Source organism: Amphritea balenae, from assembly GCF_003858655.1.
GTDB classification, from domain to species: Bacteria; Pseudomonadota; Gammaproteobacteria; order Pseudomonadales; family Balneatricaceae; genus Amphritea; species Amphritea balenae.
The window spans coordinates 52,755-67,344 of sequence record NZ_RQXV01000005.1 but is presented as its reverse complement, the minus strand read 5'-3'; the positions used below and the strand labels follow the sequence as shown (position 1 = coordinate 67,344).

Here is a 14,590-nt window from a genome sequence, read left to right as displayed (position 1 = left end):
AGTAGTTGTTGCTTCTGATGTGTTTCGTTTCAAGTGGCCTTAGTTTTTAGTTTCAATATTTTAGTTTTAGCTTTTTAATTTTAGATAAGCAGGAGTAACAATATGGATATCGGCACTACCGTTCTTGTGGTAGTTATTATAGCGCTGTTGTTGTACGTAGTAGCGTTGTATAACCGGCTGGTGGCGTTGAAGAATCGATATCAAAATGCCTTTGCTCAGATTGATGTTCAACTAAAGCGGCGTTATGACCTGATACCCAACCTGGTTGAAACAGCGAAAGCTTATCTGAGTCATGAGCGAGAGACGCTGGAAGCGGTCATTGCTGCCAGAAATGAAGCGATGGCAGGACTTAAAGCTGCATCGGCTAACCCTGCCAGTGCTCAGGCGATGGCGCAACTAGCCCAGGCTGAAGGTGGGCTGCAGGGGGCTTTGGGTAAACTGAGTCTGGTAGTGGAAGACTATCCGGAGCTAAAAGCTGATTCGAATATGCGTCAGTTAAGTGAAGAGTTGACCTCAACTGAGAATCGAGTGGCGTTTTCACGTCAGGGGTTCAATGATGCGGTAACGGAATATAACGGTTACAAGCAAAGCTTCCCTCCGGTCATGTTAGCGGGTGTATTTGGTCATAGCATTGATGCATCATTGCTCGAATTTGCCGATCGTGAAGCACTTGAAGCTGCACCTGTGGTCAGCTTTAAGTAAGCTTCTGGTTAGTATCTGAGGCTAATCTTGCGATGAACTTCTACACGGCTCAGGATCGGGCCAGAAAGAGCAGTAAACTTCTTCTATTGCTCTTTTTAATTCTGAATATCGCTCTGGTTGTTTTAATCAATCTGTTGTTTGCCTGGTACTTGTGGGTCAATGACGATCCGTTGGCGATGGCTGACCGTATCTTTCTTGATTATCTTAGCTGGCAGCGCTTATTCGCAGTGGGTGCGGGTATTGCTGTGCTGTTGCTGTTTGCTGCCTGGCTCAAGTGGCAGGATGTAAAGCAGGGCGGCGGTGCGGTTGCAGAGCTGATGGGCGGTGATCAGATCTTGCATAGTACTAGTCGCGATTCAGAGCGGCGTCTGCTTAACATTGTTGAAGAGATGTCGTTGGCGGCTGGTGTGCCGGTGCCGCCGGTCTATGTCATGCGCAGTGAGGCAGGCATCAATGCGTTTGCGGCTGGTCTGGGATTAAAGGACGCGGCAATCTGTGTCACCCGGGGGGCAATTGAGGGTCTCAGTCGGGATCAGTTGCAGGGCGTTATCGCCCACGAATTTAGTCATATTCTAAATGGCGACATGCGTTTGAATATGCGGATGATAGTCATTCTACACGGCATGATTTTTTTTGGTGAATTAGGACGCAGCTTTGCCAGCAGCCGGACCAGTTGGTGGGTTGATGGAACTAAGTCAAAAAGCTCGAGCCGGGGCTCGTTAGTACTGCTGGGTTTGGGGTTAATCATCATCGGATGGTGTGGTGTATTACTGGGTAATCTGATTAAGGCGGCTGTCAGCCGACAGCGGGAATTTCTGGCCGATGCTTCGGCGGTGCAGTTTACCCGTAACCCGGAAGGCATTGCCGACGCCCTTAAGGTGATAGGTGGTACCCGGTTTATGGGGTATGTAAACCATCCCGGAAGTGAGGAAGCCAGTCATCTGTTTTTTTCTGCTGTATCTCCTGCCCGCTGGTGGTCTACCCATCCGCCTCTTGAAATTAGAATTCGTCGTATCGATCCGCGTTGGGATGGCGCTTACCTTGAACCGGTATCGGCGCCGGTATTGCCAGAAATTGATCAAAAGCCGGATCAAAAGATAATTGATAGTCTTATCGGAACGTTGGCAACCGCAGAGTTGCTGACTGAGAAGGATTACCTGGCGGGCTCTGCAGTGCCTGAGGATCAGGCTCTTTACTGCGGTACTGTTCTGAGCGATATGGCTCGTGACCCTTATGATGCACGGATATTATTACTGGGATTATTGTTGGATTCTGAGCCAGAGATAAGATCCAGGCAAGTGGCGATGATCCGGCAGCAGGATCAAACGATGGTTGAGCGCTTAGATCGTTGTGACCAGCATTTAGCAGAGCTGCCTCGCGAGGAGTATTTGTCATTAATTGAACTATCGCTACCTGCGCTAAAAACACAATCCCAGACTCAATATAAAGCCTTTAAACGGCTGTTGATAAAGGTGGTGCGTGCGGATCAGCGGATTGATCTGTTTGAGTGGGTTTTGTATCAGTTGGTTAGTCGTTTCTGCGATGCTCATTTTGGCTTACTCCGTATCAGAGAAAATCGTTATTCTGATCTGTCACAGTTAAGCGCTGCTTATCAGATAGTGCTGTCTACTCTTGCCCATTACGGTAGTGATGATGAAGTGGCTGCGGATAAAGCGTTTAATCGGGGGGCTGGGACGACGGGGTTATATAACCTGAGATTGCTGCCAGAAGCTGAATGTCAGCGTGACGCATTTTCCGGAGCGGTATCTGAATTGTCCCTTGCTACACCTTATGTAAAGCAGCGAATGTTAAGAGGCTTAATCGCACTGGTACAGCATGATGGAAAAGTTGTTGCTGTTGAAAGAGAGTTACTGACTGCTATTGCCGCCGTGATGGAAAGCCCGTTAATCGGATTGGATAATTAACTCAAAGCACAGTTAATTTTAAAAGATCGTTTATTCAAAAAGGACCATAGACTTGTTAATGACTGAACAATGATTTCCCACCATCTACCGCTAGGATCTGGCCGGTAATAAATTGTTGCTGTGCCAGAAAAAGTACCGCCTCAGCTATGTCTTCGGGGCACCCTGTTCGTTTTAGTAACGTCTTTTCAATGATGGCGTTCTTTTCATTATTATTGATAGCAGCTTCTGCTTCCGGCCACAGAATCGGTCCGGGAGAAACACCATTAACTCTTACGCTCGGTGCCAGTTCTTTGGCCAGGCTTAGGGTCATCATCTGTAGTCCTGCTTTAGCTATCGAGTAAATAGGGTAGTCAGGTAGGCCTCGTTGAGCGTGAATATCGATCAGATTAATAATGCAGCCCTGATGTTGTTTCAGGCTTGCAGATAAGCGTGCTGACAGGAAATAAGCTGCTTTAAGGTTGCTGTTCAGCAGATCTTCCCATTGATTTTCACTGCTCTGTTCCACTGGTGTAGGGTAAAACGATGAGGCGTTGTTAACCAGTAAGTCTACTTTGCCCTGCCAGTTCAGCGCCTGGTCCGACAGTTGTTGTACTTCTGTGTGGTTATTCAGATCGGCCTGAAGGCTTATAGCACTCGTTGCTCTGATCTGGTTGAGTTCAGTTACTAATAGGTTAGCCGCTTCGGTTGAGCGATTGTGATGAATAATAATCTGGTAGCCCTGCTTATGTAGCAGGCGGGCAATAGATGCGCCAATTCGTCGGGCTGCGCCTGTAACTAATGCGACAGGTGCAGTCATCAGAGAGCTCCGTCTATCTGCTGTTGGCATATGGCAGTTTGAGCCTCAGTAATGGCCTGACCCAGGGCTTTTCCCTGATAGCCTTTTAACATCATTTTTTTGGGGCTGATCGCTTGAAGGGCTTTAAGTAACTCAGGAATCATCGTCTCAGCCGGAAGAGCTTTGCCGGTAAGGATTTTGCAGGCCTGAATCAGAGGGCTGAGCTTAGCTGGGCGACGTATCAGGTCCAGGTCCTTTAGTAGTTGTAACCGCTGACTGGCACTGAGTGTGGCAAACCCGATCAGCTGATCTGCCTGACAACTGAGCTGCAAACCGAGATCTCGAAAGGAGTTAGGTGTGCGATATTGTCGGCAGAATGAGGTGACAGCAGAGGCCCGTTCGCTAACTGGCTTGTCAGCAAAGGTTCTGTGCATCAGCAGAGCAAAGCGAATTTCTGCACCGCTCGGTTGCTGAAGAGCTGTCAGGGTTTTTGCATCACTTACTGTTTGTCCAAGCTCAGGGAATAACTTCTTTAGAGCGCCGCATTGTTCAAGACTCAGTAGGAACTGATCCGGCGAAGTTTCAGTCATGGCGCGCTGGAATTCTTGCCAGATTCGTTCCGACGTCAGGTGCTCAAGCTCATCACTGTCAGAGAGCTTTGCCATTAGCTGGAGTGTTTCCGGCGCGATAGTAAAACCAAGCTCATGATAGCGGGCCAGAAAGCGGGCGACTCTTAGTACCCGTAGCGGGTCTTCGGCGAAAGCGGGGGAAACATGGCGTAGAATCTTGTGATGTAGATCTGTCTGGCCGTCATAGGGGTCGATAATCATTTTATCGGCAGCCATGGCCATGGCATTGATAGTGAGATCGCGGCGAATTAGGTCCTGTTCCAGGGTGACATCAGGGCTGGCGTGATACTGAAAGCCGGTATAGCCTTTGCCCGACTTACGTTCTGTTCTGGCTAACGCATATTCTTCACCGCTATCAGGGTGTATAAAGACCGGAAAATCCTTACCTACTGGCTTATAACCCTGTTGCAGCATCTGTTCAGGGGTTGCCCCCACAACTACCCAGTCGCGATCATAAACAGGATAGTTGAGTAACGTATCCCGGACTGCGCCGCCTACCAGATAGATTTCCATGGGTTACTAACTACTGCTGCACTGGTCCGGGCGGGTGGCCTGCCACATCTCGAAGCCACCATCCAGACTGTATACCTGCTCAAAGCCTTGTTGAATCAGGATTCCAGCCGCAGACTGACTACTAAAACCGTGATAGCAGCATACGATTAACGGAGCATCCAGGTCTGCCTCCTGAATGAAGGTGTGCAGGTTCTCGTTGGAGAGGTGAATAGCATCTGTTATATGGTTTTGTTGATAACTTTGTTGATCACGGATATCAGCGATGATAGCACCGTCGGCAATGAGTTGCTCAGCCTGTTTAATGTTAATGCATTCAAAGTTATCCATTAGCGGCCATACCTTTTATTACTTTTTACTGAGTATAGAGTTTGGTCTTCAAGTCGAAGTGCCGTCAGGCGATCGCCCCAGACACAACCGGTATCCAGTGCAAAAACGTTGTCCCGGTCGGCTATACCTTCCAGTGCTGCCCAGTGACCAAATATTATTTTGTGGTGGTCGAGTATTTTTCCCTGATGACTGAACCAGGGAGCAAAACCTTCAGGTTGCGAAGATAAGCCACTCTTTACTGCCAGATCCAGCTTGCCACTACTGTCACAAAAACGCATACGGGTAAAATAGTTGGTAATGGCGCGTAATCGATCCCAGCCTTCTAGTTTACCCGACCAGGTTGCCGGCAAGTTGCCATACATATGGCGGTAAAACTCTTTTGCCAGTGTGCTCTGGATAATAGTTTCAACTTCACGGGCTCGTTTATGAGCCTTTTTTACCGACCATTGAGGTGGAATACCGGCATGGACCATGGTATAGCCAAGTTTTTTATCGGTTACCAATAGAGACTGGTGACGTAGCCAGTTTATAAGCGCTTCAGCATCAGGGGCTTGTAGCAGGTCTTGAAAGGTATCACCGCGCTTGGCTTTTATTACACCGCTGTGAACAGCCAGCATATGCAGATCATGATTACCCAGAACAACTGATACCTGGTCACCCATATTGCGAAGGAAACGGACTGTTTCTAAGGATTTGGGGCCGCGGTTAACCAGGTCTCCGGCAATCCATAACTTGTCATCTGCGCTGAAGTTAATCTGTTCCAGAAGTGCCATGAACTCATCGAAACAGCCCTGGATATCACCGATAGCATAAGTTGCCATAGACTGCTTTCCTTAATGTAGAGCGTTAGGCTGAGCCAGGGTAAAGGGCTCGATATCAGCATTGAATGTTTGCCCATCATCGGTCTGCATCTGATAGTGGCCTTGCATGGAGCCAACCTTGGTGGAGATAACTGTACCGCTGGTATAGCTGAAGCTCTGCTGCGGGGCGATCACCGGTTGTTCACCGATAACCCCTTCACCTTCAACCTCCTGTACCTGCTCATCGCCATCGGTAATTAGCCAGCGCCGTCTTAAAAGTTGTACTGGCTGCTGATCGTTGTTGGTGATGGTGATGTGATAAGAGAACACATAACGCTTTTTGTCCGGATCAGACTGTTCCGGCAGATAAGCGGTTTCGACATTAATTATAATAGCGTGTTGTGTGAACGATTCGATCATGGTGGTCTGGCTGCTACTCACTGCTTATCACTCAGGTAGTCACTGATTTTAATGAAATCCTCCAGCGCTAAACGTTCTGGGCGCAGGCCTGGATCAATACCAAGGTCGTTAATCTCATCGCCGCTTAACAGGGGCTTGAGGTTATTTCGCAGAGTCTTACGACGTTGACCGAAGGCGGTGCGCACAACGACTTCTAGCTTAGTATAGTCTTTAGCTTTATGGGGAAGTTGCTTATACGGTACCAGACGCACAATTGCAGAATCAACTTTTGGTGCAGGGTCAAAAGCATAAGGTGGAACTAAAAACAGCGGTTCTACCTGACAGAAATACTGAGCCATAATGCCGAGTCGGCCATAGGCACTTTCACCTGGTTGAGCGGCTAAACGATCGACCACTTCTTTTTGTAGCATAAAGTGCATATCTTCAATCAGATCTGCATGGCTTAACAGATGAAAGATTAGCGGAGTGGAGATGTTGTAGGGCAGGTTACCGACAACCCGTAGTTGCTCATCAGCTTGTTGCAGACTACTAAAATCAAATTTCAGCGCATCGCCTTCGTGAATAGTGAACTTATCTTCATAGCTAAAGAACTTAGTTCGCAAGATTGGTATCAGGTCGCGATCTAGCTCAACAACATCTAAGCGTTGGCATAGTGGAAGTATCTCTTCCGTGATGGCGCCGAGGCCCGGACCGATCTCGACCAGGTGATGCTCTTCACCCGGTGCAATAGCCCGGATAATGCGACGGATAATGCCCTGGTCCTGAAGAAAGTTCTGGCCAAAACGTTTGCGGGCCTTATGGCCTACAGGTTTTTTACTCATTGGATATTCCGGTTGTTGCGATTGCCTGCCATAAAGGCGGCATAATTTATAGCCGTCAGCAGGCTACCACTATCAGCCTGGCCTGTTGCAGTAAGGTCCAACGCGGTGCCATGATCGACTGATGTGCGGATAATTGGCATGCCAAGCGTAATATTGACAGCCTGACCAAAACCTTTGTACTTCAAAACAGGTAAGCCCTGATCATGATACATCGCCAGAACTGCATCGGCGCTTTCCAGGTATTTTTGATTGAATAGCGTGTCAGCTGGCAGGGGATCACTCAGATTGAGGCCTTGTTGACGCAACCGATTAATAACCGGTTGTATGGTGTCTATCTCTTCGTGACCCATATGGCCACCTTCGCCCGCATGAGGGTTGAGGCCGGCGATTAATATTCGAGGATTGTCCAGGCCAAAGCTACGCTGCAGATCCCGGTGCAGAACTTCTAATACCTGCTCTAGCAACGGTTGAGTGATTGCTTTTGGCACCTCTGAAAGTGGCAAATGAGTGGTTGCCAGGGCGACACGCAAGCCTTTCGTTGCCAGCATCATGACGACTTTGTCTGATCCGGTTAGCTGCTCGAGAAACTCAGTGTGGCCGCTGAACTGGATTCCTGCATCATTAATAATGCCTTTATGTACCGGTGCCGTTACCAGCGCGGAAAACTCATTGCTCAGGCAGCCTGATGTCGCCCGACTGAGGGTGTCGAGTACGTACTGGGCGTTGCGACTGTCTAACTGCCCGGCTATAGAAGTATGCTTCATCGGCACAGTATCTACCCATAAACAACCCGGTGGGGTTGCTGTAATAGGTTGGTCCGGCTCATAGCTCAGCAATTTTATTGGCAGGTTGAGCTGTTGCGCTCGGGCTTCCAGTAGCCTCGGATCGGCAATGGCGACCAGTTGATGAGGGTGGCCTTGTTGAGCAATCTGAATACAAAGATCTGGCCCGATGCCGGCAGGCTCTCCCGGCGTCAGGGCCAGTCTATAGATACTCATAAAGTTACTTGAGCTCAATGTAGGCTTGAGAACGAATCTCACGCAGCCAGTTTTGCAGTTCTTCGTTATATTTTCGCTGCCGGATGGATGAACGCGCCTGGTTGGCCTGCATCTCTTCGCCCATATCTTGTTGGCGGCGATCTTCTACCTTCAGAATGTGCCAGCCGAAACGGGATTCAAATGGTGCGCTGGTCTGACCAGGGTCAGTATTAAACATCACCTGTTCAAACTCAGGTACCATCTGGCCTGGCTGAGCCCAGCCTAAAGAGCCGCCTTGGGAACCGCTGCCTGCATCATCGCTGTATTGTTTGGCGATTTCTTCAAACGGAACACCGTTACGAAGACGTTGGTAGAGTGTTTCGATCTCACGACGGGTTTGTGCAGGTGAACGTATTTCATTGGGGCTTAACAGGATATGACGCACCTTAACCTGCTCAACTAGTTGTACTGAACTGCCCTGTTTGTCATTAACCTTCAGTATATGAAAACCACTCGGGCTTCTGACCGGGGTGCTGAACTGTCCGGGATTAAGGTCTTTTACGACAGCTGCAAACTGTTCCGGGATTTCGTTGAGTTTGCGCCAGCCGATGTCTCCGCCTTTAAGAGCATTGGGTCCCTGAGACTGAGCAATTGCTGTGGCAGAAAAATCAACACCAGCGTTGAGCTGTTCAGCTACCACTTTGGCCTGCTGTTCCGCTTTCTGAATCATCTCTGGTGTTGCTTGAAGAGGAACGCCAATCAGAATCTGTGACAGGCGATAGTTAGCCGCATTTTGTTGCTGGCCCTGTTCTGATGTCAGAAAATTATCTATCTCCTGCTGGGATACCCGAATACGACTGCTTACGATGCGTTGTTGGATCTTTTGAATCAGCATTTCGGTACGGATCTGTTGACGGGCCTCGGTGTAGTTCTGGCCTTCGGCAATCAGCGTTTCTCTGAACTGTTCCAGACTAAGTCCTGAACGGGAAGCGATTCGTTCAAGTGCTGAGTTGAGTTCAGAATCGGATACCCGGATGCCCTGTTGTTCACCCAGTTGTAGCTGAATGTTTTCCAGAATCAGGCGGTCCAGAATCTGACGCTGTAATATCTGATCATCAGGTATGGCCCGGCCCTGAGCTGCGAGTCGACTTCTTATCGATTGCTCGGTGTCATTCAATTCACTTTGCAAAACGATATCGTCGTTAACAATGGCAACAATCTGGTCCAGAGTAACGGGAGCAGCAGGAACGCTGAGGCTTGCTGTGATCAGTAGGGCAGTCAGGCCCGGTTTCAGTTTGTTTACGAGCTTAATAGTCATTGTTCTCTTCACGTTCTTTAAAACCGATAATATCTTTCAGGGCGGAATCTCCGTTCCCCACCTCACCTAATCCCTTCAGGACGAACTGCAGATAGATGGCACTATCTTTTTGGCCAATGCTATCATCCTCTATCCACTGGCGTGCAGCAAGCCGGACTTTCCAACAGCAGCTGGCGTATTCCACACCGAGTAACGCTTCAGGTGTTTGTTTATTTTCTAGGTCTTCCTGCCAGCGACCCATCATGCTCCATTCTGGCGCCAGAGGCCAGATGAAGGACAGGTCTGTCTGATTTCTTAGACCGTCCCGCTGACGGTAGCCAAAGCTGATCGTTTTATTAATCGAGGGGGTGTAATGAATTTTTGCATTAGTTGCTACCAGGTTAACATTATCGCGGTCCAGTTCTGTATCCAGTGTGACCCTCAGATCACGGAAAGGGTTCCATGATGCTTGCGCGGCAAAGTTGGATTGTTCATCGGTATCGACGGTTGTGATGCCATTAAGTTGAACGGTACGGTCGGCAAAGTAAAACGCCTGGCCCAGACTGAAACGGCTTAATTCACTACCGTCAGCCCGATAGAACGCGGAGCTTAAGCCCAGTGATACTTGTTGGCTATCACCAATTTTGTCCAGACCAAAGAAACGATTACTACGGAACAGGCTTTTGTAGCTAAAGTCAGCCAGCGAAGTATCAAAGTCTGGAATACCTTGTTGCTCTTCTTTAGAACTGTATAGTGCAAACAGACGCGGCTCCAGCGATTGGGTGTAGTTGTCAGTCTCTCGTTCAAAATACAGGCCGGAGTCCATGCTGAAAACAGTAGCGGTGCGACTGATGCTGTCATCCTGTCCACTAATTTGATCGTTCAGGTTATACTGAGTCATCCAGTAGCTGATTTCGGGTTTCAGATAACCCCATGAGCTAATGATCGGCATGCTGGCAGAAGGCTGGACATGTAGCCGGCTGCCGGTAACCCGATCGATTCCGGTTAAACCTTCAGTGTCGCGGTCGAATTGAGTTGCATCAGTCAGGTATTTAAAGGCAAACTCTTGTCCTTTAACGATATTATACTGACCACGAACCTGAAGTTGCGGTAAGCGTTGATACGGGCTCTTGCTGGAATCGATGGTTTGGTAATCATGTACCCGTAATGTGGCATTCCAGTTTTGCTGTTGAAACCTAGCTTTTGCTAAACGGTCAAGGTGGGTCGTGCGGTCGACTTCCAGGCTAGAGCCAAGGTCATCAAAGTAATCACTATCGCTGACAGCATTAAAGTCTATCTCACTGCTCCAGCTACCTGAGCCGCCTAAGTGATCGACACCGAGCAACCAGCGATCTTTGTTGAACTTATTGTCATTGAAAAGCAGGCCGGTACTAAGCGATTGTTGGCCATAGCTGTCCATGTGACGAAATTCATTTTCTAACAGCAGTCCCCGTTCAGTGAAGAGTCTAGGTGTTAGAGTGTCATCGTAGTTAGCTGCCAGATTAAAGTAGTAAGGAATGCCGAGCTCTAAACCATCAGACTTTGAATAGCCAATAGAGGGAAACAGAAAGCCGGAATGGCGCTGATCATCGATCGGGAATTCCAGGTAAGGAAAGTAAAAGACCGGTATATCAGCTACTTTCAGTGTTGCATGTTTGGCTGTGCCAAAGCCCCTGTTTGGATCCAGAACCAGCGAGTCTGCAGCTATCTTCCAGCTTTCGTCAGAAGGGGCGCAGGTAGTATAAGTACTCTGTTCCATCCTAACCCGGTCATCCTGTAATCGGATTATTCGTTTGGCTTTGCCCCGTAATGATTGCTCATGTACAACATAGTTAGCATTGGATACAACCGTTTCACCGCTAAGTGCATTGGTCTGAGCTTCGCTGCCCAGTAGTAGTAAGCCGGGTTCCCGGTATCGGATATTACCGGTTAGCCGAATCTGGTTGGAGACCTGATCAACTTCAGCCGAGTCACTGCGTAAGTAATGTCCAGACTGACGGAGTTCTACATTACCTTTAAGCTGAGTGAGTCCACCTAACTGAGTATCAGACTGATCGGCATCGATGCGAAGCTTGCCTGTTTCGGCATCTGAAGTGGTTTGATAATCAGGTTCAATATACACCCCGTGACAGGCTTTGCTGGCACCGCTAATGGGATACCAGTCTTGTTGAGCGTAATCAGTTATTGTCAGATCGGCCGCCGGGATGTTTAGTGTCGGCTGACTTGAGATGGTGGCCTGTTGCGGTTTAATCTTGTTTTGAGAAGCTGGTATACCGCTCTTAGTTATCTCTACTGGTGTGGTTGGTGTACCTAAATTAAGCGTATCTGTACAGTTCCAGCTACCGTTAGTGCCAGCATCGCATTGCCAGCGACCATTGATATTTTGTTCAGTTATAGTTGCAGCTGTTGTTTTGGTCGTGTTCTCAAATTTGTCAGAATTATCAGAACCGGTATTGCTATCTTCTGTTACAGATGCCTGATCTTCTGCTGCCGCTTGTTTTTGATTGTCACAATCCCAGTTCTGGCCTTGTTGCATGGTGCAGGTCCAGAGCGCATGTTTAGCGACAGGGGCTGTTTCTGCCGCCTGTGTGGAATTAGACAGCGCTGCAATAACAGCCAAAGTAAGTGTGTAGGATGAGCGTCTTGAGAACGGCATTCAGATTGTCCAGTATGAAGCGTAGAAAAAGCTTCGATTTCCTTTATCGGTAAACCTTGAATCGAGTAACATAGCTATAAAGCACCGCATGATAAAACATTCGGCTATAACAACGCTAGGGGATTGATAGATATGGGGCAAAGACTGGCCGGATTAAAGTGCTGGGTGGAGCAGACGTTCACTGAGTTGAATATTGAACTGGCAGAAGACTGGCAGTGCGTTCCTGTGTCTGGAGATGCCAGTTTCAGGCGCTATTTTCGGTTATTAAGCCATGGCATGAGCTGGATTCTGATGGATGCTCCACCGGAAAAGGAAAATAGCCATCCTTTTGTTTGTATCGCAAAAGCCTGGGAACCATTGGAAATTCATGCGCCGGTGGTTCATGCGGTCGATCTTGAACAGGGTTATATGCTGTTATCTGATCTGGGGGATGATTTGTATCTGGATAAGCTGACGGAGACAAATGCTGATGAACTATATGGGCGGGCTTTCAGTGCACTGACCCGTTTGCAGCAATGTCAGGATATTGCGGGTCATCCACTTCCCCATTATGACCGGGCACTGTTGCAGCGAGAGATGGACCTGTTTCGTGACTGGCTGATTGGTGATTTGCTTAAAATTGAACTCAAGCCAGGTGTGATGCATCTGTTTACCGAAGTGTCTGAGTTTTTAATTGGTTCAGCATTAGAGCAGCCTGCAGTCTGTGTGCATCGGGATTATCATTCCAGGAATCTACTGGTAGATGGCGACGATACGCCGGGAGTGATCGATTTTCAGGATGCGGTAATAGGGCCAGTAACCTATGATCTGGTCTCTTTACTACGCGACTGTTATATAGAATGGCCGGATATGCAGGTGTATGGCTGGGTTGATCAGTTTGGTGAAATGTTGGTAGAAGATGGGCTTCTTCAGCACTACGATCGAGCCGACTTTTATCGCTGGTTTGATCTGATGGGTGCCCAGCGACATCTGAAAGCCGCGGGTATCTTTGCTCGATTAAATCTGCGTGATGGTAAACCGGGTTATCTGGAAGATATTCCCCGTACCCTTAATTACATTATACGGGTAGCCGGGCGCTACGATTCACTGCTGACATTTGCCGCATGGTTGCAGGATGTCGTTGTACCAGCGATGTATGCGAGTGAACATTTTGAAAATCAACATCTGGACCGGTGGTTTAGCTAATGCGGGCAATGATTCTGGCGGCGGGATTAGGAACCCGGATGCGGCCATTGACACTGACAACACCCAAACCTTTGTTGTTAGTCGCAGGAAAACCACTGATTCAATATCACATTGAGCGTTTGGTGGCAGCGGGGATAACAGAACTGGTTATTAACCATGCCTGGTTGGGAGAACAGCTGGAAAATCAGATGGGTGATGGTCAGCGTTTCGGTGCCAGAATTATCTGGTCCCCAGAGCAGGAGCCCCTTGAAACCGGTGGTGGTATTTTGAAAGCATTACCTGATCTGAGCCCTGAGGGTGACGATTTTTTATTGGTGAATGGCGATTTGTTTACAAATTACCCGTTTAAGCATGTTACTGATCTGAATGCTGGTCTGGGTCTGGAAGCGGATCGCTTGGCACACCTTATTCTGGTGGATAATCCCGGGCATAACCCAGAAGGTGATTTTGCCCTGCAAGAAGGGCAGGTTATTGAAAGTGGTAGTGATAAGTTAACGTTTAGTGGTATTAGTCTACTTTCGCCGCGCTTGTTTGAAGGCTGTTCTGCGGGTAAATTTCCTCTGGCGCCTTTATTACGTGCTGCGATGCAAAGTAACAGGGTCAGCGGTGAACATTTCCGGGGATACTGGCGTGATATAGGTACGCCTGAAAGGTTGAGTGAAGTCAGTAGCGATGTGGAAAAAGGACGTGTAGATGTCATTTAATAGTGAAAAAACGGGTTTTAGCCTTGGACAGGTTGTTCGCAATAATCGTACTGCGCTAGTTATTGGTGGCCTGATTGGTTTGTTTAGTGGCGGACTTTTTGGTCTGTTATTAGGGGCAGGTGTCGGTGTCGTGTTATCGAATGCATTGAAGTCTGCACTCGGTAAAGCGTTGAATCCGCAGGATGCGTTTTTTAAAGCAACCTTTACGGTGATGGGTAAGTTGGCAAAGGCCGATGGCCGGGTCAGTGAAGAGGAGATTCAGTACGCTCGCGAAGTGATGAATCGTATGGGGCTGAGTGAAGATCGTCGGCGTGAAGCGATGGACTTGTTCTCTCAAGGCAAAGAGAGTGACTTTGATATTACTGAGGTGATGCGCCCGCTGAGTGCGCTAATTCGCTATCGGATACCCCTGAAACTGATGTTTGTTGAGATTCAGCTTCAGGCGGCAATGGCTGATGGTCAGGTCAGTGAGGCAGAAACTATTATTATTCGAGAGGTCTGTGGATTGTTGCAGATGTCTCAGGCTGAGATGGCAGCGCTGATGGCAAGAATGCAATCTCACTTCTCGTATCAGCAACATAGCTACCAATCCCATCAGGGTGGCTTTGTCTCGCAGCAGCAAATGCTGAAAGAGGCCTATGGAGTATTAGGTGTTAATGAATCAGTAACTGATGCAGAGCTTAAGAAAGCTTACCGAAGACTGATGAGTCAGCACCATCCCGATAAATTAGTTGCTAAAGGCCTGCCGGAAGAGATGATGCAGCTGGCGAAAGAGAAAACCCAGGAAATTCAAGGTGCTTATGATCTGGTACGAGAGGCGCGAAAAAAAGCTAGCCAATAGGCTGCTTTCTGATGGCAG

General features: G+C 48.4%; 14 protein-coding genes. 5 read left to right on the top strand and 9 right to left on the bottom strand.

Annotation, left to right across the window (positions count from 1 at the left end):
• The first annotated feature begins 102 nt into the window (after nucleotides 1-102).
• Together EHS89_RS09965 and EHS89_RS09960 are read left to right on the top strand one after the other, a co-directional pair.
• Nucleotides 103-702, top strand: a complete 600-nt coding sequence (locus EHS89_RS09965; RefSeq protein ID WP_188885265.1) for a LemA family protein — start codon at nucleotides 103-105, stop codon at nucleotides 700-702.
• A 32-nt stretch (nucleotides 703-734) separates the two neighbouring features.
• Complete coding sequence (locus EHS89_RS09960) at nucleotides 735-2,627, top strand: M48 family metallopeptidase (RefSeq protein ID WP_124926006.1); 1,893 nt, start codon at nucleotides 735-737, stop codon at nucleotides 2,625-2,627.
• Between the two features lie 55 nt (nucleotides 2,628-2,682).
• On the opposite strand, the gene EHS89_RS09955 is transcribed toward EHS89_RS09960, so the two are convergent.
• The 9 genes from EHS89_RS09955 to EHS89_RS09915 are packed head-to-tail and all read right to left on the bottom strand — an operon-like array spanning nucleotide 2,683 to nucleotide 11,842.
• A complete protein-coding gene (locus EHS89_RS09955; protein ID WP_124926005.1) occupies nucleotides 2,683-3,423 on the bottom strand; it encodes a pteridine reductase in 741 nt (246 codons plus the stop codon).
• On the bottom strand, nucleotides 3,423-4,544 hold the full coding sequence (locus EHS89_RS21490; RefSeq protein WP_124926004.1) for a tRNA nucleotidyltransferase/poly(A) polymerase-related protein: 1,122 nt from the start codon (nucleotides 4,542-4,544) through the stop codon (nucleotides 3,423-3,425). Before EHS89_RS21490 ends, EHS89_RS09955 begins: the two co-directional genes overlap by 1 nt.
• Before the next feature lie 6 nt (nucleotides 4,545-4,550).
• Nucleotides 4,551-4,871, bottom strand: a complete 321-nt coding sequence (gene glpE, locus EHS89_RS09945; RefSeq protein WP_124926003.1) for a thiosulfate sulfurtransferase GlpE — start codon at nucleotides 4,869-4,871, stop codon at nucleotides 4,551-4,553.
• On the bottom strand, nucleotides 4,871-5,692 hold the full coding sequence (locus tag EHS89_RS09940) for a symmetrical bis(5'-nucleosyl)-tetraphosphatase (protein ID WP_124926002.1): 822 nt from the start codon (nucleotides 5,690-5,692) through the stop codon (nucleotides 4,871-4,873). The genes glpE and EHS89_RS09940 overlap by 1 nt, the downstream gene beginning before the upstream one ends.
• A gap of 12 nt (nucleotides 5,693-5,704) precedes the next feature.
• A complete protein-coding gene (apaG, locus tag EHS89_RS09935) occupies nucleotides 5,705-6,091 on the bottom strand; it encodes a Co2+/Mg2+ efflux protein ApaG (RefSeq protein WP_124926252.1) in 387 nt (128 codons plus the stop codon).
• A gap of 17 nt (nucleotides 6,092-6,108) precedes the next feature.
• Nucleotides 6,109-6,912, bottom strand: coding sequence for a 16S rRNA (adenine(1518)-N(6)/adenine(1519)-N(6))-dimethyltransferase RsmA (gene rsmA, locus EHS89_RS09930; RefSeq protein WP_124926001.1), 804 nt, complete (start codon nucleotides 6,910-6,912; stop codon nucleotides 6,109-6,111).
• Nucleotides 6,909-7,910: a 4-hydroxythreonine-4-phosphate dehydrogenase PdxA gene (gene pdxA, locus EHS89_RS09925; RefSeq protein ID WP_124926000.1), complete on the bottom strand. Its 1,002-nt coding sequence runs from the start codon at nucleotides 7,908-7,910 to the stop codon at nucleotides 6,909-6,911. Before pdxA ends, rsmA begins: the two co-directional genes overlap by 4 nt.
• 4 nt (nucleotides 7,911-7,914) lie before the next feature.
• The gene (locus EHS89_RS09920; RefSeq protein WP_124925999.1) at nucleotides 7,915-9,207 is read right to left on the bottom strand and encodes a peptidylprolyl isomerase; all 1,293 of its coding nucleotides are present in this window, start codon (nucleotides 9,205-9,207) and stop codon (nucleotides 7,915-7,917) included.
• Nucleotides 9,197-11,842 (bottom strand): LPS-assembly protein LptD, encoded by a 2,646-nt coding sequence (locus tag EHS89_RS09915; RefSeq protein ID WP_124925998.1) that lies wholly within the window; start codon nucleotides 11,840-11,842, stop codon nucleotides 9,197-9,199. The genes EHS89_RS09920 and EHS89_RS09915 overlap by 11 nt, the downstream gene beginning before the upstream one ends.
• 132 nt (nucleotides 11,843-11,974) lie before the next feature.
• On the opposite strand from EHS89_RS09915, the gene EHS89_RS09910 reads away from it, so the two are divergent.
• From EHS89_RS09910 to djlA, 3 genes are read left to right on the top strand one after another with little or no spacing between them, the layout of a single operon-like run.
• Entirely contained in the window at nucleotides 11,975-13,027 is a 1,053-nt protein-coding gene (locus EHS89_RS09910; RefSeq protein WP_124925997.1) for an aminoglycoside phosphotransferase family protein, read from the top strand.
• Entirely contained in the window at nucleotides 13,027-13,731 is a 705-nt protein-coding gene (gene murU / locus EHS89_RS09905; RefSeq protein ID WP_124925996.1) for an N-acetylmuramate alpha-1-phosphate uridylyltransferase MurU, read from the top strand. Before EHS89_RS09910 ends, murU begins: the two co-directional genes overlap by 1 nt.
• Nucleotides 13,721-14,572 carry a co-chaperone DjlA gene (gene djlA, locus EHS89_RS09900; RefSeq protein WP_124925995.1) on the top strand — a complete coding sequence of 284 codons (852 nt, stop codon included), beginning with the start codon at nucleotides 13,721-13,723 and terminating at the stop codon, nucleotides 14,570-14,572. Before murU ends, djlA begins: the two co-directional genes overlap by 11 nt.
• Nucleotides 14,573-14,590: the final 18 nt, after the last annotated feature.